This window comes from Dactylosporangium cerinum, from assembly GCF_042653625.1.
GTDB lineage: Bacteria > Actinomycetota > Actinomycetes > Mycobacteriales > Micromonosporaceae > Dactylosporangium > Dactylosporangium cerinum.
Window position 1 is genome coordinate 1 of record NZ_JBHSIU010000046.1, and the last position, 18,571, is coordinate 18,571.

Consider the following 18,571-nt stretch of genomic DNA (forward strand, 5'->3'; position numbering starts at 1 on the left):
CAGTTGACCGGTGCGGTGCAGCTGGACGTGGCGTGGCTGGCCACCCTCGCCGCCACCGGCAAACTCCTGGACCTCAAGACCGTCGCCACCGGCGCCGACTACGCCCCCGCCGCCCTGGCCCTGGGCCAGTCCGGCGGCAAGCAGTACGGGCTGCCGTGGACGTTCGCCGGGATCGGCCTGATCAGCAACACCGAACTGCTCACCAAGGCCGGTGTCACCAGCCCGCCGAAGACGGTCGCGGAGTTCGAGGCCGCGCTCACCGCGGTCAAGGGCCTCGGCGGCGGGATCGTGCCGTGGGCCGGGATGACCAAGGTGGACCAGCTCAAGGACATCATCCCGTGGATGTGGGAGTTCGGGTCCCCGATCGTGCAGGACAACAAGGTCGTCATCGGCGACGACGGCAGCGTCGAGGCGCTCACCTGGTACAAGAAGCTCTACGACCAGAAACTCATCGCCCCCGACGTCAACCGCGTCGACGCCCGCGCCCTCATGTCCCAGGGCAAGACCGCCTTCTACGAGGACGCCATCGGCGGCAAGGCCACGGTCACCAAGTCCTCACCCGACAAGGACCTCGCCGCGAAGATGGTCCCGATCGCCCGCCCGGTCAAGGCGGATGGCGACAAGCCACGCCACCTCGCCTGGGGCCAGGTCATCGCGGTCGTCAACGGCGCCGGCGCCGCGGCCGCCGCGAACTACGCCAAGACCGTCACCACCGACAAGGCGTACAACATCGAATGGTTCAGCAAGACCGGGCTGCCGCCGACCACCACCTCCGGCCTGGCCGACACGGTCGTGAAGAACGACAAGTTCGCCAACGACTTCACCGAGCGGATCGGCGCGAACTCCAGCGCCAGCCCGTTCTGGGTCTACCCGCAGTTCTCCCAGATGGAGAAGGTCCTCGCCGAAGAGGTCCAGTCGATCCTCATCGGCAAGAAGAACCCCAAGGAAGCCCTCACCTCCGCCCGCGACCGGATGAACGCCCTCATCAAATGAAGCTCACCATCGCCTCCGTCGAGGCCGTCGCCCTGGCCGCACCGTTCGCGCGGATGTTCCGGGACGTGCCCGACTGGCTCACGACCCCGGCGTCCAGCCACCGCGTGCTGCCGCGCCTCGGCCAGTACACCACCCTCGTCCGGATCCGAACGGTCGACGGCCTCGAAGGGATCGGCGAGGCCTACGGCCTGCCGGAACCGCGCGTCACCGCGACCATCATCGGCTCGCTCCTGGCCCCGATGCTGGTCGGTCGGGACGCGGGTGCGTCGGAGGCGTTGTGGGAGCTCATGTTCGGCGCGCAGGCCGGCGCCGGACGCACCGGCGGGTTCTACCTCGAGGCGATCAGCGGAATCGACCTCGCCCTGTGGGACCTGCGCGGCAAGGCCGCCGGGCAACCGGTCCACCGGCTGCTCGGCGGCCCGGTCCGCACCGCCGTGCCCGTCTACGCCTCCCCGATCCCGTTCCTGCCGTCGACCGCCGAGTCGGTCCAACGTGCACTGTCCTTCCTGGATGACGGCTTCCACGCCGTCAAACTCAAGCTCGGCCGCGGCGAGGCCACGGACCTGGCCCACGCCGCGGCGGTCGCCGAAGCTCTCGACGGCCGCGCCGCCCTGCACGTCGACCTCAACTGCGCCTACGACGTCAAGACCGCCATCCGCCTCGGCCACGCCCTGGAGCACCTGGGCGTGCGCTGGCTCGAAGAACCCCTCGCCACCGACGACGTCGCGGGCCTCGCCGAGGTGCGGGCCGCCGTGCGGATCCCCGTCGTCACCGGCGAGAGCGAATTCATCCGGTACGGCTACCGCGACTTCCTGCTCGCCCGGGCCGCCGACGTCGTCATGCCCAACCTCACCCGCGCCGGCGGGATCACCGAAGCCCGCCGGATCGCGGCCCTGTGCTCCGCGTTCCACGTCGACGTCTCACCACACGGCGTCGGCTCCGCGATCGGCCTCGCCGCCGCCCTGCAGTTCGCGGCGGCCACCCCGAACGTGCCGATCTACGAGTACAACCGGCTGCCCAATCCGCTCCGCGACGACCTGGCCGCCCCACCGTCCCTAGTGGACGGTGCGCTGGTCGTGTCGAATGAGCCGGGCCTCGGCATCACCCTCGACGAGGACCTCGTCGCCCACTACGAGGTGTTCCGTGCCTGACCGGGCCGTGGTCACGGGCGCGGCCGGCGGCATCGGATCCGCGGTCGCGCAACGGTTGCGGGCCGACGGCTGGGACGTCGTCGGCCTGGACCGGGCCGAGGCGGACCTGACCGACGAGGCCGCCGTCGCCACGGCGTTCCGCGCCATCGGGACCGTCGGCGCGCTCGTCACCTGCGCCGGCGTCACCGCCGGCGCGCCGGCGCACGAGACCACCGTCGAAGACTGGCACGCGATCATCGACGCCAACCTCACATCCGCCTTCCTCTGCGCCAAACACGCGCTGCCCGGCATGCTCGCCGCCGGCCGGGGCGTCATCGTGACCATCGGCTCGGTCCACGGCCGCGTGTTCGCCCCCGGCTATCCCGCGTACGCCGCGGCCAAGGCCGGCCTCGCCGCCTTCACCCGCCAGCTCGCCGTGGACTACGGCCACCACGGCATCCGCGCCCTCACCATCAGCCCCGGCTGGGTCCGCACCCCCGACACGCTCACCCGCGTCGAGGACCCGGCCGATCTCACCCGCCTCGCCGAGACCCAGCGGCCCGGCGAGCCGGCGGACGTCGCCGCCGCCGTCGCGTTCGCCGTCTCGTCCGGCGCCGCCCTGCTCACCGGCACCGAGATCGTCCTGGACGGCGGTGCCTCCGCCGTCCAGCCCGCCGCACTGCTCAGACCCGGCCCACGGGCCCGCCTCGGCCTCCCGCCGCTCACGGAGGCCCCTCCTTCAGAGGAGTCCTGATGCCCCTGACCCGCAGAACCGCCCTCGCCGCCACCGCTGCCGGCGCTGCCGGCGCTGCCGGTGCTCTTGCCGGCGCGACCGTCCGCCCGGAACCGGCCGCCGCCGCGGTCGCCGACTACGTCATCCGCCATGACCAGCCCCGCCAGACCATCCTCGGCCTCGGCGTCGAGATCCAGTCCGACTCGATCGGCTCCGGCAACAACGGCCTGCCGACCGCCACCACCTCGGTCCCGCACGACCTGGTCGCGTCCGAGCGCACCCGCATGTACACCGACCTGCTGAAGATCCGCGACGACCGGGGCTTCCGGTACCTGCGGCTGGCCCTCGGCCTGTACCTGCGGGGCCTGGACAGCACCCAGAAGCAGATCATCGGCCGCTGGCCGACGCAGCTGGCGGAGCTCGCCGAGCTGATCGCCGTGTCCGGGATCGAGGGCGTGTCCGCCGAGTACTGGTCGCCGGCTCCGGGCTGGAAGTCCAACGGCAGCTACGTGGGCGGCACGATCGCCTCCACCGACCCGGGCTGGCTCGACCAGTACGGCGACGCGATCGTGCGGGACCTCGCCTACCTGCGCGACAACGGCGTGCCGGTGAAGATGTTCAGCCTGCAGAACGAGCCGAGCATCGACTACGTCGCGTACTCCTGCTGCTCCTACAGCAACGACCAGTACTACAAGGCGTTCAAGGCGATCGCGCCGAAGATCCGCGCCGAGTTCCCGGGAATCTTCATCCACGCCGACGCCGAGAACGGCCAGCGCGGCCGGGGCGGCGCCCTCATCCGCGCCGACGCCACCGCGCTGTCCCAGGTGGACGGCTGGTCGTTCCACCGCATCGGCAGCGACAGCAACGACCAGCTGCAGAACAACTACACCAGCGACGCCGCCGGCAAACCCGTGTTCAGCAACGAGTTCGAGTATCAGGTGCCGACCAGCGACTGGAAAATGGTCAACACCGCCCAGTCCATCATGAACTGGATGACGTTCCAGAACTCACCGACCTGGTTCTGGCTGCACGCCCTCAAGCCCACCTACAACTCGGAGGCCTCCGGCTACTCGCTGGGCTTCTGGCGCCCCTATGACGACGACGACTTCACGAAGTACCCGAACATCGCCAAGGGTCACTGGGACTACAACCCGCGCAACTTCAACGGCATCCACGGCTTCGTGAAGTACCTGCCGTGGAACTCGGTGCGCTACCACGTCGACGAGGGCACCCAGCGCACCGAACAGCGGATCATGGCCTGGAAGACCCCACAGGGCAAGCTGGTCTTCGCAATGACCAACCGCAGCCTGTCGACGGTGACGTACACAGTGGACACCGGCAGCACGCGAGCGTTCCAGGGGCAGCAGTACACGCCGACCGCCCGCAACACCAACCTGACCGACAAGACCGGCCCGGTGCTCACCCTCACCCTGCCGCCGACGTCGGTCCAGTTCTGGATCGAGCGCCTGTGACCTTCGACGACCTGCTCGGCGGCCGCCCGCTGATGGCGATCCTGCGCGGGGTACCCCTCGCGCGGGCCGCCGAGCTGGCGGCCGCCGTCCGGGCCAGCGGACTTGGCGTCGTCGAGGTGCCGATCCAGACCGCCGAAGCCGTCGACGTGCTGCGGGACCTCGCGTCCCGCGGCACGCCGGTCGGCGCCGGCACCGTCCGCTCCCCGGCAGACGTCGCGGTCGCGGCGGCGGCCGGCGCCGCGTTCACCGTCGCCCCCGGCTTCGACGCCGAGGTCGCCGCCGCCAGCCACGCCGCCGGCCTGCCGCACCTGCCCGGCGTCGCCACCGCCACCGACGTCCACCACGCGCTGCACGCCGGCTGCGGCTGGCTCAAGGCATTCCCGGCCGGCTCGCTCGGCCCCGGCTGGCTCCGCGAACTGCGCGGCCCCTTCCCGGAGGCGCGCTTCGTCGCCACCGGCGGCATCGACGCCACCAACGCCCGCGCCTTCCTCGACGCGGGCGCCGCAGCCGTCGGCGTCGGCACCGCCATCACCCGCCCCGGCGGCCTCGAAGCCCTCCTGGCCGCCCTCGGCGGCTGACACCGTTCCGGCCTGAGGCTCACAGGGCGATCTGGCCCGACAAGCCGAGGAAGGCGACCAGCAGGCTCAGGGCGACCAGCCACACCACCGGATGTTTGGCCCGGGGCAGGGGGCCGGCGGGCGCCGGGGTCGCGGGGGCGAGGACGGCGAGGACCGCGGTGCCGGCCAGGCCCAGCGCCACCACATACGCCAGGAAGCCGGCGCCACGCACGGCCGCGGCGGCCACCAGGGAGTCGTGCGGGGACCAGCCGTCGATCGAGGCGAGCCCGGCGACACCGGCGAGGGCCGGCAGCAGCACCGTGGTGACGCCGAGCGTGAGCGACGACAGGCCCAGCACCAGGGTGGCGACGCGCAGCCGCGAGCGGTGCCGGGCCCGGGTGTGCAGCGCCCAGGCGGCGGCGAGCCAGCCGGTGACGGCGCCGGCGAGCAGGCCGGCGAGCGCGAGGACGGTGACGGCGCCGGGCGCGGGGCTGTGGACGCTGACCATGAGCGACACCGGGTCGCCCTCGCTCCATGAGCCGCCGCCGTCGGGCGTGCGGTCGCCGGCCAGCGCCGTGACCCGCACGACCTGGTCGCCCTTCGAGGCCCAGAACACGTTGTCGGCGGCGGACTCGTCGGTACGCCACCCGGCCGCCACCATGCGCTCCCGCGCACCGGCGAGCACGCTCACGGGGTCCTGTGATCCGGTGCGGAGGCGCAGCTGGACGGCGCCCGGGGCGGGGTGCGGGCCGGTGTTGCCCTCGTCACCGGGGGAGGTCCGCATGCCCAGCCAGTCCTGGTCGAGCGGGTCGCCGGGGTCGGCGACCGGGTCCGTCGCCGGCTCACCGAAGGCGGTCTGCGCGGTCGCGGCGGCGGCCTGGGCGGACGGCATCGTGGTGGACGCCTGCCAACCGAGCCAGCCCGTGGCGGCGGCGCCGCCGATGCCCACGAGGAGCGCGGCGAGGGTGGCGGTGACAGCGTTGAGCGCTCCGGGCGGCGGCAGGAACCGGGCCCGGATGCCGCCCACGAGCAGGTCCACGGCGTCCCAGGTGGTCGGGCGGCGCCGGCCGGGCGGGGCGGCGTCGAGCAGCGTGGTCAGGATCTCGGTGCCGCGGTCCCGGCGGAACCGGCGCGGGTAGGCGAGCAGCAGCCGCCGGTAGGCGCGTTCCAGCGCCGGATCGTCGTTCACATCGCCCAGCGCCGGGTCGCCGTTCATACCGTCGGGCGCCGGGTCGCCGTTCACGCCGCCCAGCGCCGGGTCGCCGTTCATACCGTCGGGCGCCGGGTCGCCGTTCACGCCGTCGGGGGTCCGATGGTTGTTCATGCCACGCCGCCGGTTGCCAGGGCGAACCCGCCGTGGGTGCGCAGCCGGGCGGCGGCCATCGACGCGGCCGAGCGCATCCGCACCACCTCGGCGCCGAGCGCGGCGGATCCGGCGTCGGTCAACCGGTAGTAGCGGCGCAGGCGGCCCTGCAACGCCTCCTCCCGGTCCACCGTGAGCAGCCCCTCGGTCGTCAGCCGGTCGAGGGCCGCGTAGAGCGTGCCCGCCCGCAGCGTCACCCGGTCCCCGGACAGCCGGGCCACGGTCTGCATGACCCCGTAGCCGTGCAGCGGGCCCTCGGCCAGGGCGGTGAGGATGAAGAACGTCGGCTCGTGCATCGCCATACCCTCCACTATACCGACCATCGGTATATACAAGCCATGGGCATTTCTAGCGCCGGTAAATACCTAGCAGTACTATGCATCGAAGTCTTAGGGGTGTGATGGTCCGTGAAGGTTGCCAAAGACCTGGTGGCCGCGTCGGCGACGCCGATGGTGCTCGGCATCCTCGCCGAGGGCGAGAGTTACGGCTACGCCATCCTCAAGCGCATCAACGAGCTCTCCGGCGGCGAGCTGACCTGGACCGAGGGCCTGCTCTATCCGTTGCTGCACCGGCTCGAGCGGCTCGGCCACGTCGAGTCGACCTGGCAGTCGGTGACGGGGGAGCGGCGCCGCAAGTATTACCGCGTCACCGAGCAGGGCCTGGCCGAGCTCGCCGAGCAGCGCCGGCAATGGGACACCGTCGTCGACGCGCTGAAGGAGCTGTGGCTGGGCGCCACCGTCCGCCCCCAGGAGGGCCTCGCATGACACCGGACGGCCTGGAAGCGCAGATCGGGCAGTGGCGGCAATACGTCCAACGCCGCCGCGAGCTGCAGACCGCCGACGCCGACGAGCTCGAGGACCACCTCCGCGGCTCCGTCGACGAGCTGGTCGCGGCCGGGCTGAGCGAGGACGAGGCGTTCCTCGTCGCGGTCAAACGCATGGGCAGCCTGGACGAGCTGTCCCGCGAGTTCGCCCGGGAGCACTCGGAGCGGCTGTGGAAGCAGCTCGTCCTCACCGGCGAACCCGCCCCGGGCGCCCCGGCGGCCGGCACCCGGTCCCGGCGCACCCTGTGGGTGATGGTCGGCTGCGCGGCCGGCGCCGCCGCGTCCATCAAGGTCCCGCAGCTGTTCGGGGCGGGGTTCGACGGCAACGGCGAGTTCTACGCGACGAACATCAGCCTCTTCACGCTGCCGTGGCTGGCCGGGTTCCTCGCCTGGCGGCGGCAGGCACCGCGCCCGCTGCTCGCGGTCGTGGCGGCCCTGTTCGTCCTCGGCGCCGTCGCGGCCAACGTCTACCCGCTCACCGACGACTCGCAGTCGCTGGTCATCACCAGCATCCACCTGCCGATCGCGCTGTGGCTGGTGGTGGGCGTGGCGTATGTCGCCGACGACTGGCGCTCCACCCGCCGGCACATGGACTTCATCCGCTTCACCGGCGAGGTGTTCGTCTACTTCGTGCTCATCGCCCTGGGCGGCGGCGTGCTCACCGCGTTCACGGTCGGCACGTTCAACGCCATCGGCGTCAAACCGGAGACGTTCATCGGCCAGTGGCTCGTGCCGTGCGGCGCCATGGCCTCGGTCGTCGTCGCGGGCTGGCTGGTGGAGGCCAAGCAGAGCGTCGTGGAGAACATCGCGCCCGTCCTGACCCGGCTGTTCACCCCGCTGTTCACCGCCGTGCTGCTCGCGTTCCTCATCGCCGTCGGCGTGACCGCCAACCGCATCGACGTCGAGCGTGAGGCGCTCATCCTGTTCGACCTGCTGCTGGTCGTGGTCCTGGGCCTGCTGCTGTACTCGATCTCCGCCCGCGACCCGTTCGCACCGCCCGGACTGTTCGACAAGCTGCAGCTCGCGCTGGTCTTCAGCGCCCTCGCCATCGACACCCTGGTCCTGCTCGAGATCACCGGCCGGCTCGCCGGATACGGCGGCACCCCCAACAAGGCCGCCGCCCTGGGCGAGAACGTGATCCTGCTAGTCAACCTCGCCGGCTCGGCCCTGCTCCTGCTCCGCTTCATCCGCCGCCAGGGCCCGTTCGCCGCCCTGGAACGCTGGCAGACCCGCCACCTGCCCGTGTACGCCGCCTGGGCCTGGATCGTGGTCCTCGTCTTCCCGCCCGTGTTCGGCTTCGCCTGACCGCTTGCGGTCCGGCCGTAGCCTCGAAGCCGATGAATGCAGCGCGCCGCTTCACCGGCACGGGACGGCACCGGCAGGTGCCGCGCCAATGGCGGACCGGGCGAAGGGCATCCGTGCTCGGCGCGGTCGCCTCCGCCGCGATCTGCCTGGTGGTGCTGCTGCTGATCTCCACCGTCGACAGCATCCACGGCGCAACGTCGCTCACCGCCTATCCGCCCGACGGCAGCGAAGTGACTGTGCACGTCGATGCCTGCCGCCGGGACGGACCGGTCAGCCACGCCGGCTTCGGCTACTGGTGGACCTGCGAGGTGACGTACCACGACGACAAGGTCGAAGTGCACGCCACCGTCGACCGCTCCGTGGTCACCGGCAAGGACGTCGGTCGCAAGGTGACGATCCGGGAACGCTGCGACGACTCCGGCTGCTCCTACGGCCGGTTCAACACCAGCAGGTGGCTCGGCGGGCTCGGCGGACTGGTGTTCCTCGCCGGGATGGCAGTGTTCATGCCCGCCTTTGCCTTCTGCGTCATGTACCTGTTCCGGGCGGTCTTCGGCGTATCCCGCGACTGAGGGTCGGCGCAGGCGCCGCTCGGCGAATACGCTCTGGCCCGTGTTGGACAACATGCAGTGGTTGAACGAGCCACGGGAATGGTCACTGGAGGACGGCGTCCTGCACGCGGTCACCGAGCTGCGCACCGACTTCTGGCGCGCGACGTTCTACGGCTGGACCACCGACAACGGGCACTTCTTCCACCGGCCGGTGACGGGTGACTTCACCGCCGAGGCCGTCGTGTCCGCCGCCCACACGACCCGGTTCGACCAGGCCGGCATGATGCTCCGCGCCGACGAGCGCAACTGGCTGAAGACCGGCCTGGAGGTCACCTCGGGCGCCGTGCAGATCAGCACGGTCTACACCCGCGGCCACTCCGACGTGTCGATGGCGCCGGTCGCCGGTCCGGCCGGCGAGGTCTCGATGCGGATCTCCCGGTTCGGCGCCGCCGTGACCGTCCACTACCGCAGCGGTGACGCAGCATGGCACCTGCTGCGCCTCGGCCACCTCGACCTGCCCGAGACCGTGGACGTCGGCGTCATGTGCTGCTCGCCGGAGCGGGCCGGCCTGCGGGCCACGTTCCGCGACTTCCGGGTCGGGCCGCCGATCTCCCGGGACAACCTCGAGTAGCCGCTGTGCACGTCCTGCACAACAGGATGCACACCAGGCTGGAGCGTTCCCACCACCTGCGGCGTTAGGCTTCCGGCCACAGGAAGGGGGGACAGTGGCCGGCTTCGAATCGGAGGTGGTGTTCGTCACCGACGCGTCGTCGGAACTGGGCGAACGCTTCGTGGAAGGGTTCCTCGCCGAGGGCGCCGCCCGCGTCTACGCCGGGGGACGCCGGCCCCGCGACTGGTCCAGCGACCGGGTCGTCGCGGTCGACCTCGACGTGCGCGACACCGGCACCATCGCGCGGGCCATCCGGGCCGCCTCCGACGCCACGATCCTGCTGAACAACGACGGGCTGCCGGACTGGCCGGCGGTCACCGTCGGCGGCGGCGACCTGGCCGCCGTCGCCGCGCACCTGGACACCAACGTGATCGGCGCGATCCGGCTGGCGACCGCGTTCGCGCCGGTGCTGGCCGGGTCGCCGCGGGGCGTGCTGCTCATGGTCTGCTCGGTGCAGGCGTGGATCAACCTCAGCGGTGCCTACGCGGTGTCGCAGGCCGCGCTGTGGTCGGCGACCAACGCGCTGCGGGTGGAGCTCGCCCCGGCCGGCGTGCACGTCGCCAGCCTGGTGCTCGGGCTGTGCGAGACCGACCCCGGGCTGGACACCGTCGTGGGCCGGGCCCTGGCCGGGCTGGCCGCCCGCGACTACGAGATCATCGCCGACACGTACGGCGAACAGGTCAAGGCCAGGCTGTCCGCACCCGTGACGGCCATGTACCCCGAGCTCGTCGGGCCGTGACCGTGCGCCACTGCCCGAGCTGTCGCAGGCCCAGGCCGCGGCGCTGGCGCACCCCACGATCGACCTGCTGCGCGCGCTGCTGACGACCGCCGGCGGCGACGAGTTCCTCAGCCGGCAGCCGCTGAGCCAGACGCTCGGCACGCGCATCATGGTGCACCTGCGCACGCACGTGACCGACCCCGACCTCAGCGCCGACAAGCTGGCCGCCCACTTCGGCATCTCGAAGCGGTACCTGTACGCGGTGCTCGCCCGGATGGACGTCACGCTCAGCGAGTGGATCCGCGCCGAACGGCTCAGCCGGGCGGCACGCGCCCTGACCAACCCCGCCAACGCGCTCGTGTCGGTCGCCGCCATCGCCCGGACGTCGGGATACCCGGACCACTCCACGTTCTCCCGCGCGTTCAAACAGCAGTACGGGTGCACGCCGTCGCAGTGGCGCGCCCTCACTGATGCCGAACGGGCGCACACCCCCGCACCGGCCGGCTTTACCGCCATCGCGGCCGCGGGCGCGCAAGCCCGCACCTGACCGTGGGCCGACCAACCTGACGACGGGGACGCAATGCTGGTAGGACGCGAGGCGCAGGTGAAGGCTGTCACCGCGCTGCTGGAGCGCACGGCCACACAGGCCGGTGGTGCCGTGGTGGTGCGGGGCGAGGCCGGGATCGGCAAGACGGCGCTGCTGACCCACGTGGCGGCGCTCGCCACGGCACGCGGCATGCGGGTCGTCGGCGTGGCCGGGGTCCAGGCCGAGGTGCACATCCCGTACGCGGGCCTGCACCGGCTGCTGCGTTCCCTGCGACCCGGCCGCCCGCCCGGCCCGGACGAGATCGAGTCGCCGTACCGCGCCGCGATGGACCTGCTGGAGCTGCTGAGCGACCGGCAGCAACCGGTCCTCGTCGCCGTCGAGGACGCGCACTGGCTGGACCGCGGCACCTGGGACGCGTTGACGTTCGCGGCCCGGCGCATCGGTTCGGACCCGGTCGCGATGGTGCTGACCACCCGCGACGGCGAGGACGTCGACCGGCTCCTAGGCCAGGCCGGGCTGCCGGAGCTGCGGCTCGATCCGCTGCCGCCGGCCGACGCGGAGGCGGTGCTGGCGGCGGTCGCGCCCGACCTGTCCCCGCCGCTGCGGGAACGGGTGCTGGAGCAGTCCGCGGGCAACCCGCTGGGGCTGGTCGAGCTGGGCGGGGTCGCGGTGACGTCGGGGGGAGCGGCGCTGCTGCCGTCGTGGTTGCCGCTGAGCACCCGGGTGGAGCGCACGTTCGCCGCGCTGGTCGCCGAGCTGCCGCCGGCGACCCGGTCGCTGCTGCTGGTCGCGGCGCTGGACGACGGCGACGGCCTGGACGAGATCCTCGCCGCGGCCAGCCGGCACGAGGGCGGCCCGGTCACCGTCGAGGACGTCGAACCGGCCGTCGTGACCCGGCTGGCCTGGGTCGACGACACGTACCGGCTGCGGTTCCGGCATCCGCTGCTGCGTTCGGCGCTGTACCAGTCGGCGGGCGCGGCCCAGCGGCGGCGGGTCCACGCCGCCCTCGCCGAGGTGGTGGCCGCCGACCCCGACCGGCGGGTGTGGCACCGGGCCGGCGCGGCGTCCGGCCCCGACGAGGCACTGGCCACGGAGCTGACCGAGACGGCGATGCGGGCCGGGCACCGGCAGGCGGCCAGCGTGGCCCTCGCTGCGTTCCAGCAGGCCGTGCAGCTCAGCGGCGACCCGGCCGAACGGGGCCGGCGGCTGCTGGCGGCCGCCGATGTCGCCGCCGAGCTGGGCGACATCGAGGCCGCCCGGCGGCTCGTGGGCGACGTCGTCGATGAGCAGCTGCGGCCCGCGGACCGGGCCTGGCTGTCATACCTGCGCGAGCAGTTCTCCTTGACCGGCTGGTCGGGCACCTCGCGGCTGCTGGTGTATGCGGAGCTCATCGACGCGCTGCGCCGCGACGGTGACCTGCGCCGGGCAGTGGACGGACTGGTCGCGATGAGCCTGCGGTTCTTCTGGTCGAACCCGCCGCAGTCGACGATCCAGGCGTACCTGACGGTCGCCGACGCCATCGACGTGCCCAAGGACGACGTGCGGATGATCGCTGCGGTGGGGCTGATCGCCCCCGTGGAGCGCGGCGTCGTGACACTGGAACGGATGGCGCAGCTGCGGACCCGGTTCGACCTGGCCCCCGCCGAGCTGCAGCTGCTCGGCCTCAGCGCCAGCGGCACCGGGGCGCTGACCCTGTCGGCCGAGTTCTACGCGTCGGCGGCGGCCGGGGTGCGGGCCCAGGGCCGCGTCGGTGTCCTCGCACAGTTGCTGACCAGCCAGGCGTTCAACGCGGCGTGCCTCGGCGACGCCCGGCTGGCGCTGTCGGCGGCGGTCGAGGCGGCCGACCTCGCCACCGAGACCGGCCAGCCGGCGTGGGCGTTGACCGCGCGGCTCATGCTCGGCCACGCGCAGGCCCTCGCCGGCGACGGCGCCGCCGCCACGGAGGCCGCGGACCTCGGCGAGAGCATCCTGCTGCCGAGCGGGCGGCTGCCGATGCTCGCCCTGGTCCAGGCGATCCGCGGGGTCGAGGCGCTGGCCGGCGGCCGCCCCGCCGACGCGTACCGGCACCTGCACCGCATCTTCGACCCGGACGACGTGGCCTACCACCCGTACCTGCGGTTCATGATGTCCGGGCACCTGGCCGAGGCGGCCTTCTGGTGCGGCGAGGAGGACGCGCTGCGCTACGCCGGGGCGGTCCTGGCCAACGACGCGCCGGCGTTCGAGGCGGCCCTCGCGGCGGACCTGTCGGCGTGGTCGTTCGAGCGGGCCCGCCTCGAGCGCGCGTACGGCGCCTGGCTGCGGCGCCGGCGCCGGGTCGCGGAGTCCCGGCCGTTGCTGCGCTCGGCCGCGGCGACGTTCGACGCGCTCGGCGCGGTGCCGTGGGCCGACCGGGCCAGGGCCGAGCTGCGCGCGTCGGGTGAGTCGCTGCGCCGCCCCGCCGACGCGGCCGGCGCGCTGACGGTGCAGGAGCTGCAGATCGCCCGGCTGGCGGCGCAGGGGCTGAGCAACAAGGAGATCGCCGAGCGGCTGTTCCTGTCACCGCGCACGATCACCACGCACCTGTACCGGATCTTCCCGAAACTCGGCATCAAGTCCCGCGGCGAACTGGCCCACGCCCTGCCGGCCGGCAGCACCACTTCTAGTCGTCCTTGAGACCCAGGACGCGTCGCAGGAGGTTGCGCCGCCAGATGGTGCGCAGCGCGAGGAACCACGGCGGCAGGAACACGGCCACACCGATGTAGATCAGTGGATTCGGCACCAGGCTGAAATAGCGCGACAGGCCCGGCACCGAGAGGATGACCAGCAGGATCGCCACCAGGACCGCGACGAGCGCGGCGGGTCGCTTGTCGGCGCGCACGGTCGTCCAGCCGGCGAACATCCGCCAGGGCGGCTCCAGGAACAGGATGAGCGCGAACGCCGTGAGGGGACGTGAAGACGGTCAGGCCGGTCTGCGCGAGGACGGTGGCGACCTGATCGGCGAACGTGGCGTCGGAACGGACCAGGCCCGTGAACTCCTCGAACCGCTTGACCAGCTCCGGCGGCACGTGGTGGGCCATGATGCCGGACTGCACGAAGCGGAACAGGGTGGCGTACAACGCGACCCCGAACACGGCGGTGACGGGTCGTCGTCATCGCACATCACCCGCCCGCTGCGTACGGTCATCCCATGATCACCGTACGCTTCGGCACTGGACCTCACGGCGAAATTGTCGGTGCCTGTCCTTATGCTCTCCTGGCCTTGTTCAACCACACGGGGAGCACTTGACATGCAGTTTCGACGGATCCTCATGGCCCTGGCCCTGTGCACCACCGTGGGCTTGACCGCGGCGTGCGGCCAGGACTCCGGCAGCGCGACCCAGGGCGCGGCACCCGCCAGCAGCGGCGCAGGCGCCGGCGGCTCCAGCAGCGCCGGCGGCTCGAGCGGCGGTGCCAGCACTGGCGTCGGCGGTGGCGCCGGTGCCGCCGCGAGTTCGCCGGTGGGCGTGAAGGCCAACACCGAAGCGGCGTGCAAGAACATCGTGGCCGCCTATGACAAGGAGAAGGTCGAGCTCGTCGGCGTCATCAGCGAGCTGGGCGCGGCCAGCCTCAAGGAGGACAAGGCCGCGATGGCCGCGGCCGAGGCCAAGGGCAAGGTCATCCTCGACCGGCTCGCGAAGGCCCTCGCGCCTGAGCTCGCCAAGATCACCGACCCGCAGGCCAAGGCGGCGCTGCAGCAGTTCGTGGCGACGTTCGGCAAGATGCTGACGGGCACGAACTTCGCCGACGAGGCCTTCGAGGCGGAGATGGAGAAGGCCACGACCGCGGCCGCGAAGTACTGCCCGGCCCTCGCGGAGTAACCGCCCTTGCCGTGATCCGGTAGACCTCGTGCACCCCTGGGTACCCAAGGTCCACCGGATCACGGAGAAGTGGGCGCCACCGGGCGAGCGGCGCGGAGGTGACGTAAGCTCGCCGCTCGTGACTGTTGACATCGCAGCTGAGACCCCCGGCGACAGCGACGCCGAGGAGACCTTCGAGACGGCCGCCGAGCCCGGCGACGGGCCGTCGATCATCTATACCGCCTACTTCACGGCCGCGGAGGAGCTCGTCGAGCACATCCGGGCCGCGGACGTGCTCAACCTCGGCTTCCGGGTCGAGTCCTACCTGGTCAGCCCGGACGACAGCGCCGACGCCAGCCAGATCGAGTTCGAGTTCACGCTGCTCAGCGAGCTGCCGGTGCGGGGCGACTGACGTCGTCAACAGGCGACTGACGTTGTAACGGGCGAGCCTGTACTGGTCCGGATCAGCCGGACCGGTACAGGTCCGCGACGGCCAGGGCGGCGGCGCGCATCGCCGTGCGGACCGACGGCGGTGAGACGACCTCGACCCGGGTGCCGAGGCCCAGGAGGCTGCCGACGGCGTGCTGCTCCGCGGCGAACGCGAGCCGGACGGTGGGGGAGCTGCCGTCGTCGTCGCGCAGGTGCCGGGCGAGCACCCGGCGGACCATCGCGACCGCATCGGGCGCCGCGGTGACCACGACCGGCAGGTCGCGCGGGCGCACCTCGACCCGGTCGCGCAGCCGCGACCAGGCGGCGTCGAGGTCGAACCCGGGCGGCAGTGGCGCCGGCTGCGGCAGGACGGTGCAGGCGAGCACGCGCGACACCCGGATCAGCGCCGGTTCCGTGGTCACCAGATACCAGGTGCCGGCCTTCGCGACCAGCCCGGCCGGGGCGACGGTGCGCAGCTGCCGGTCGCCGGCGCTGTCGCGGTAGTCGAGCGAGAGGTGCCGGCCGCGCAGCAGCCCGTCGTGGATGAGCGGCAGCAGGGGCACGGCCTCACCGGCGCGCATCCACGGGTCGACGTCGACGAGCACGTGCCGGCGGCCCTGGGTGAGGCCGCCGCGCAGGGCCTGGCCGCCGGCGCCGATGATCTTCTCGATGGCGGAGTCGAGGGCGTCGCCGAGGCCGAGGTCACCGGCCAGGCGGGACTGCCCGACGGCCAGCCCGGCACCCTCGGCGCGGCTCAGGTTGGCCAGGCCCGAGCGGTACGTGTCGAGCAGCCGGATCCCGCCGAACCGGCCGCGTTCCGTGTAGACGGGGATCCCGGCAGTGCTGAGGGCATCCACGTCCCGCAGCACCGTGCGCACGGAGACGCCGAGGCGGTCAGCGAGCTCCGGGGCGGCCACGTCCGGCCGGGCCTGCAGCAGCAGGACCAGCGACAGCAGGCGATCGGCGCGCACCCGGCGAAGCATATCCGCGAAACATGACAGAGGATGTCCTGTTTGACGCGCGATGCTTCGGGGCATGGACGCACAGATCACCGGCCCGTACGACCTGGCCCGGCAGAACGAGTACTTCGGCGGCTGGACCCAGCCGGTCGGGGACGCCCGCACGATCGTCATGGCGTTCCCGGTCGAGGGCTGGGAGCACTCCGCGGCGGTGCTGCTGCGGCAGAGCGCGCCCGGCACCATGACCGGGGAGGTGCGGGGGCCGGCCGAGGCCTGGCAGCAGGCCCTCGCGGTGCTGTCGCTGGACGTGGACGGCAGCGGCTGGCCGAAGGTCGGTGAGCGGGACCCGGTGATCGGCGCGTTGCAGCGCCAGCACGCGTACCTGCGGCCGGTGCTGTTCCACTCGCCGTACGAGGCGGCCTGCGCGTTCATCATCGCGCACCGGCTGCGCATCGAGCAGGGCCGCGCGATCCGGCAGCGGATGGCCCGCGCGCACGGCGAGGCGTTCGAGATCGGCGGCGTCACCGTGCACGCGTTCCCGTCGCCGCAGCAGTTACTGCGCATCGGCGAGTTCCCCGGCATCAACGAGGAGAAGGTGACCCGCCTGCACGGCATCGCGGCCGCCGCCCTCGAGGGCCGGCTGGACCGGGCCCGGCTGCGGTCCCTGCCGGTGCCGGAGGCCCTGGCGGACGTGAAGCGGCTGCGCGGGGTCGGCGACTTCTTCGCCGTCGCCATCGTGATGCGCGGCGCCGGCCTGGTCGACGCGTCGCCCGGCGACGAGCTCACCAGGGCGGGCCTGCAGCGGTGGTACGACCTGCCGGAACTGCCGTCCGACGCCGAGGTGGCCCGCCTGACCGAGGCCTGGCGACCGTTCCGGATGTGGGGCTCGGTCCTGGTGCACGCCGCGGAACGCCGCGCGCGAACGGCCTAGCGCACAGTTCTCTACGTATATAGAGTTATGGGGTGACGCGAGCCAGGCAACCATCTCCGCAGACCGCGGCCGTGCTGCGCGCCCTGGCCGCGGACCCCGCGCAGTGGCGCTACGGCTACGAGCTCGGCCAGGAGGTCGGGCTCAAGGCCGGCTCGCTCTACCCGATCCTCATCCGGCTGTCCGACCGCGGCCTGCTCGAGGCGTCCTGGGAAGCCGACCCGCCGCAGGGCCGGCCACCGCGGCATCTGTACCGGCTGACCGCCGCGGGTCTGGAAATGGCCTCGGCGCTCGCCCCGGCTGCGACCCCCGCTGCGACCCCCGCACCGCGGGTCCGCCCGGAGCCGCGGGGTGCGTGGTGACCGACGCCCTCCTCGCGCTCGTGGTGCGGCTGCTGCCCGCCCGGCACCGCGACTGGGGCCGGGCGATGCGGGCCGAGACCGCCGCGCTGCCGGCCGGCCGCGAGCGCTGGGCGCACGCCCTCGGCTGCGCCGGCGCGGTCCTGTCGCAGCGCGCCGCGGTGCGCGCGGTCGGGTATCCGCTCTCCGCCGTGGCGGTCCTCGCCGTGGTGTTGCGGTGGTCGGCCGGCATCGCCTACGGCCCGCTGCGGTGGGGCCTGGTCGGGCTCATCGCGCTGCTGCACGTCGTCGCGCTGTGGGGCCGCCGGCCCGGCCCGCTGGGACCGGTCGGCGACAGCATGACGGCCCGCGCGGTCCGCGCCGGCGGATGCCTGTTCATCGCCGCGATGACGGCGGCGTTCGTGGCGAGGATGGCCACCCATGGCCCGCCGGACGAGCAGGCCAGCTTCGGGGTGCCGGTCTTCGCCGTGTTCCTGACCAGCTACCTGGTCGGCCTGCTCGCCTTCACCGCTCGCCGGACCGCGGTGCCCGGCCGCGCCATCGCCATCGGTGCCGCCGGGTCGCTGGCCGCGGCCGGCGTCTGGGTGGCGGGCCAGTTCCTGTTCCCGCCGGTGTCGGCCAACGTCGGCGGCGCGATCTTCACGCTCGGCTGCGGCGTCGCCGCGGTGACCCTGGCCCTGGCGGGGAGAGGGCGGCCCCGGGACGCGCTGCTGTCGGCGCTGAGCGTCGGCCTGCTGGGGCCGCTGCTGGTGTTCGCGTCGGTGGTGCTCATGTCGCGCTACGGCCCGGCCCGCCTGATCCCCGAGCTGGTCCCGGCCGCGCTGACCCCGGCCGACCGCCTCGCCAACAGCCGGATCGAGATCCAGGACCCGTATGTGGCGATGCTGTTCCTCGCCTGCCTGGGCGCGGTGGTCCTGACGGTCGCGAGCCTGATCACGGGCCGGGCGGAAGCCGGGAAGGTCGCCCGGTAGGCTGCCCGCGTGCTGATCTTCGGTTGGGGCTGGCGGGTGAAGCACCTGCGCACGCTGACCCTGCGCTGCCCGTACTGCGGCAACACGGTGGCGCATCCGCTGTACAAGAAGGTGCTGAAGCTGTCGTTGTTCTTCGTGCCGCTGATCCCGCTGCGGGTCAAGCACACCGTGCAGTGCACCGCCTGCGCCACCGAACGCGACGCCGACCCGGCGCTGATCTCCTGAAGCCGGCTCCCTGAAGCCGCCTCCTC

At 72.8% G+C, this 18,571-nt stretch carries 23 protein-coding genes; 19 read left to right on the forward strand and 4 right to left on the reverse strand.

The genetic code is table 11. From position 1 onward, the window contains the following. From ACFPIJ_RS33765 to ACFPIJ_RS33785, 5 genes are all read left to right on the forward strand, one after another. Positions 1–993, forward strand: a 993-nt coding sequence (locus ACFPIJ_RS33765; protein ID WP_380121198.1) for an extracellular solute-binding protein, incomplete at its 5' end; no start/stop codon positions are given. Next, on the forward strand, positions 990–2,144 hold the full coding sequence (locus tag ACFPIJ_RS33770) for a mandelate racemase/muconate lactonizing enzyme family protein (protein WP_380121200.1): 1,155 nt from the start codon (positions 990–992) through the stop codon (positions 2,142–2,144). The genes ACFPIJ_RS33765 and ACFPIJ_RS33770, both read left to right, overlap by 4 nt. Next, positions 2,137–2,877 carry an SDR family NAD(P)-dependent oxidoreductase gene (locus ACFPIJ_RS33775; protein WP_380121202.1) on the forward strand — a complete coding sequence of 247 codons (741 nt, stop codon included), beginning with the start codon at positions 2,137–2,139 and terminating at the stop codon, positions 2,875–2,877. The genes ACFPIJ_RS33770 and ACFPIJ_RS33775 overlap by 8 nt, the downstream gene beginning before the upstream one ends. Further along, a complete protein-coding gene (locus tag ACFPIJ_RS33780) occupies positions 2,877–4,328 on the forward strand; it encodes a glycoside hydrolase (RefSeq protein ID WP_380121204.1) in 1,452 nt (483 codons plus the stop codon). The genes ACFPIJ_RS33775 and ACFPIJ_RS33780 overlap by 1 nt, the downstream gene beginning before the upstream one ends. Further along, positions 4,325–4,906, forward strand: coding sequence for a bifunctional 4-hydroxy-2-oxoglutarate aldolase/2-dehydro-3-deoxy-phosphogluconate aldolase (locus ACFPIJ_RS33785; RefSeq protein ID WP_380121205.1), 582 nt, complete (start codon positions 4,325–4,327; stop codon positions 4,904–4,906). The genes ACFPIJ_RS33780 and ACFPIJ_RS33785 overlap by 4 nt, the downstream gene beginning before the upstream one ends. A gap of 19 nt (positions 4,907–4,925) precedes the next feature. On the opposite strand, the gene ACFPIJ_RS33790 is transcribed toward ACFPIJ_RS33785, so the two are convergent. Beyond that, positions 4,926–6,209, reverse strand: a complete 1,284-nt coding sequence (locus ACFPIJ_RS33790; RefSeq protein ID WP_380121207.1) for a hypothetical protein — start codon at positions 6,207–6,209, stop codon at positions 4,926–4,928. After that, positions 6,206–6,550 carry a PadR family transcriptional regulator gene (locus ACFPIJ_RS33795; RefSeq protein ID WP_380121209.1) on the reverse strand — a complete coding sequence of 115 codons (345 nt, stop codon included), beginning with the start codon at positions 6,548–6,550 and terminating at the stop codon, positions 6,206–6,208. The genes ACFPIJ_RS33790 and ACFPIJ_RS33795 overlap by 4 nt, the downstream gene beginning before the upstream one ends. A 105-nt stretch (positions 6,551–6,655) precedes the next feature. Here ACFPIJ_RS33795 and ACFPIJ_RS33800 point away from each other — a divergent pair, with 105 nt between their 5' ends. The 7 genes from ACFPIJ_RS33800 to ACFPIJ_RS33830 all read left to right on the forward strand — a co-directional run bounded on the left by ACFPIJ_RS33800 (position 6,656) and on the right by ACFPIJ_RS33830 (position 13,511). Beyond that, positions 6,656–7,012: a PadR family transcriptional regulator gene (locus tag ACFPIJ_RS33800; RefSeq protein WP_380121210.1), complete on the forward strand. Its 357-nt coding sequence runs from the start codon at positions 6,656–6,658 to the stop codon at positions 7,010–7,012. Further along, a complete protein-coding gene (locus tag ACFPIJ_RS33805; RefSeq protein ID WP_380121212.1) occupies positions 7,009–8,376 on the forward strand; it encodes a permease prefix domain 1-containing protein in 1,368 nt (455 codons plus the stop codon). Before ACFPIJ_RS33800 ends, ACFPIJ_RS33805 begins: the two co-directional genes overlap by 4 nt. A gap of 32 nt (positions 8,377–8,408) precedes the next feature. After that, positions 8,409–8,945, forward strand: coding sequence for a DUF6346 domain-containing protein (locus ACFPIJ_RS33810; protein ID WP_380121215.1), 537 nt, complete (start codon positions 8,409–8,411; stop codon positions 8,943–8,945). A gap of 40 nt (positions 8,946–8,985) precedes the next feature. Further along, positions 8,986–9,555, forward strand: a complete 570-nt coding sequence (locus ACFPIJ_RS33815; protein ID WP_380121217.1) for a DUF1349 domain-containing protein — start codon at positions 8,986–8,988, stop codon at positions 9,553–9,555. Positions 9,556–9,649: 94 nt separating this feature from the next. Next, complete coding sequence (locus ACFPIJ_RS33820; protein WP_380121220.1) at positions 9,650–10,333, forward strand: SDR family NAD(P)-dependent oxidoreductase; 684 nt, start codon at positions 9,650–9,652, stop codon at positions 10,331–10,333. 148 nt (positions 10,334–10,481) lie between these two features. Then, complete coding sequence (locus ACFPIJ_RS33825; RefSeq protein ID WP_380121222.1) at positions 10,482–10,859, forward strand: helix-turn-helix transcriptional regulator; 378 nt, start codon at positions 10,482–10,484, stop codon at positions 10,857–10,859. A 33-nt stretch (positions 10,860–10,892) separates the two neighbouring features. Next, the gene (locus tag ACFPIJ_RS33830) at positions 10,893–13,511 is read left to right on the forward strand and encodes an ATP-binding protein (protein ID WP_380121224.1); all 2,619 of its coding nucleotides are present in this window, start codon (positions 10,893–10,895) and stop codon (positions 13,509–13,511) included. On the opposite strand, the gene ACFPIJ_RS33835 is transcribed toward ACFPIJ_RS33830, so the two are convergent. Further along, a complete protein-coding gene (locus tag ACFPIJ_RS33835) occupies positions 13,498–13,737 on the reverse strand; it encodes a hypothetical protein (protein ID WP_380121226.1) in 240 nt (79 codons plus the stop codon). The two genes, ACFPIJ_RS33830 and ACFPIJ_RS33835, sit on opposite strands and share 14 nt — an antisense overlap. Positions 13,738–13,762: 25 nt before the next feature. Here ACFPIJ_RS33835 and ACFPIJ_RS33840 point away from each other — a divergent pair, with 25 nt between their 5' ends. The 3 genes from ACFPIJ_RS33840 (at position 13,763) to ACFPIJ_RS33850 (ending at position 15,086) form a co-directional block, all read left to right on the forward strand. Further along, on the forward strand, positions 13,763–14,029 hold the full coding sequence (locus ACFPIJ_RS33840; protein ID WP_380121228.1) for a hypothetical protein: 267 nt from the start codon (positions 13,763–13,765) through the stop codon (positions 14,027–14,029). Between the two features lie 96 nt (positions 14,030–14,125). Beyond that, positions 14,126–14,695, forward strand: coding sequence for a hypothetical protein (locus tag ACFPIJ_RS33845; RefSeq protein WP_380121230.1), 570 nt, complete (start codon positions 14,126–14,128; stop codon positions 14,693–14,695). Positions 14,696–14,813: 118 nt separating this feature from the next. Then, a complete protein-coding gene (locus tag ACFPIJ_RS33850; protein WP_380121232.1) occupies positions 14,814–15,086 on the forward strand; it encodes a hypothetical protein in 273 nt (90 codons plus the stop codon). Positions 15,087–15,138: 52 nt separating this feature from the next. Here the strand turns inward: ACFPIJ_RS33850 and ACFPIJ_RS33855 are convergent, their stop codons facing one another. After that, complete coding sequence (locus tag ACFPIJ_RS33855) at positions 15,139–16,074, reverse strand: helix-turn-helix transcriptional regulator (protein ID WP_380121233.1); 936 nt, start codon at positions 16,072–16,074, stop codon at positions 15,139–15,141. A gap of 64 nt (positions 16,075–16,138) precedes the next feature. Here ACFPIJ_RS33855 and ACFPIJ_RS33860 point away from each other — a divergent pair, with 64 nt between their 5' ends. Genes ACFPIJ_RS33860 through ACFPIJ_RS33875 form a run of 4 tightly spaced genes read left to right on the forward strand, consistent with a single transcriptional unit; the run spans position 16,139 to position 18,545 of the window. Beyond that, on the forward strand, positions 16,139–16,993 hold the full coding sequence (locus ACFPIJ_RS33860; protein WP_380121236.1) for a DNA-3-methyladenine glycosylase family protein: 855 nt from the start codon (positions 16,139–16,141) through the stop codon (positions 16,991–16,993). A gap of 32 nt (positions 16,994–17,025) precedes the next feature. Further along, positions 17,026–17,352 (forward strand): PadR family transcriptional regulator, encoded by a 327-nt coding sequence (locus tag ACFPIJ_RS33865; protein ID WP_380121239.1) that lies wholly within the window; start codon positions 17,026–17,028, stop codon positions 17,350–17,352. Beyond that, a complete protein-coding gene (locus ACFPIJ_RS33870; protein ID WP_380121241.1) occupies positions 17,349–18,320 on the forward strand; it encodes a hypothetical protein in 972 nt (323 codons plus the stop codon). Before ACFPIJ_RS33865 ends, ACFPIJ_RS33870 begins: the two co-directional genes overlap by 4 nt. Positions 18,321–18,329: 9 nt before the next feature. Beyond that, positions 18,330–18,545, forward strand: coding sequence for a zinc ribbon domain-containing protein (locus tag ACFPIJ_RS33875; protein WP_380121244.1), 216 nt, complete (start codon positions 18,330–18,332; stop codon positions 18,543–18,545). The last annotated feature ends 26 nt before the right edge of the window (positions 18,546–18,571 follow it).

Bases quoted from the DNA above. Each gene is read 5' to 3' on its own strand.
- ACFPIJ_RS33770 (WP_380121200.1), top strand. From the start codon at position 990: ATGAAGCTCACCATCGCCTCCGTCGAGGCCGTCGCCCTGGCCGCACCG.
- ACFPIJ_RS33780 (WP_380121204.1), top strand. From the start codon at position 2,877: ATGCCCCTGACCCGCAGAACCGCCCTCGCCGCCACCGCTGCCGGCGCT.
- ACFPIJ_RS33790 (WP_380121207.1), bottom strand. From the start codon at position 6,209: ATGAACAACCATCGGACCCCCGACGGCGTGAACGGCGACCCGGCGCCC.
- ACFPIJ_RS33795 (WP_380121209.1), bottom strand. From the start codon at position 6,550: ATGGCGATGCACGAGCCGACGTTCTTCATCCTCACCGCCCTGGCCGAG.
- ACFPIJ_RS33805 (WP_380121212.1), top strand. From the start codon at position 7,009: ATGACACCGGACGGCCTGGAAGCGCAGATCGGGCAGTGGCGGCAATAC.
- ACFPIJ_RS33810 (WP_380121215.1), top strand. From the start codon at position 8,409: ATGAATGCAGCGCGCCGCTTCACCGGCACGGGACGGCACCGGCAGGTG.
- ACFPIJ_RS33825 (WP_380121222.1), top strand. From the start codon at position 10,482: ATGGTGCACCTGCGCACGCACGTGACCGACCCCGACCTCAGCGCCGAC.
- ACFPIJ_RS33830 (WP_380121224.1), top strand. From the start codon at position 10,893: ATGCTGGTAGGACGCGAGGCGCAGGTGAAGGCTGTCACCGCGCTGCTG.
- ACFPIJ_RS33835 (WP_380121226.1), bottom strand. From the start codon at position 13,737: ATGTTCGCCGGCTGGACGACCGTGCGCGCCGACAAGCGACCCGCCGCG.
- ACFPIJ_RS33840 (WP_380121228.1), top strand. From the start codon at position 13,763: ATGAGCGCGAACGCCGTGAGGGGACGTGAAGACGGTCAGGCCGGTCTG.
- ACFPIJ_RS33845 (WP_380121230.1), top strand. From the start codon at position 14,126: ATGCAGTTTCGACGGATCCTCATGGCCCTGGCCCTGTGCACCACCGTG.
- ACFPIJ_RS33860 (WP_380121236.1), top strand. From the start codon at position 16,139: ATGGACGCACAGATCACCGGCCCGTACGACCTGGCCCGGCAGAACGAG.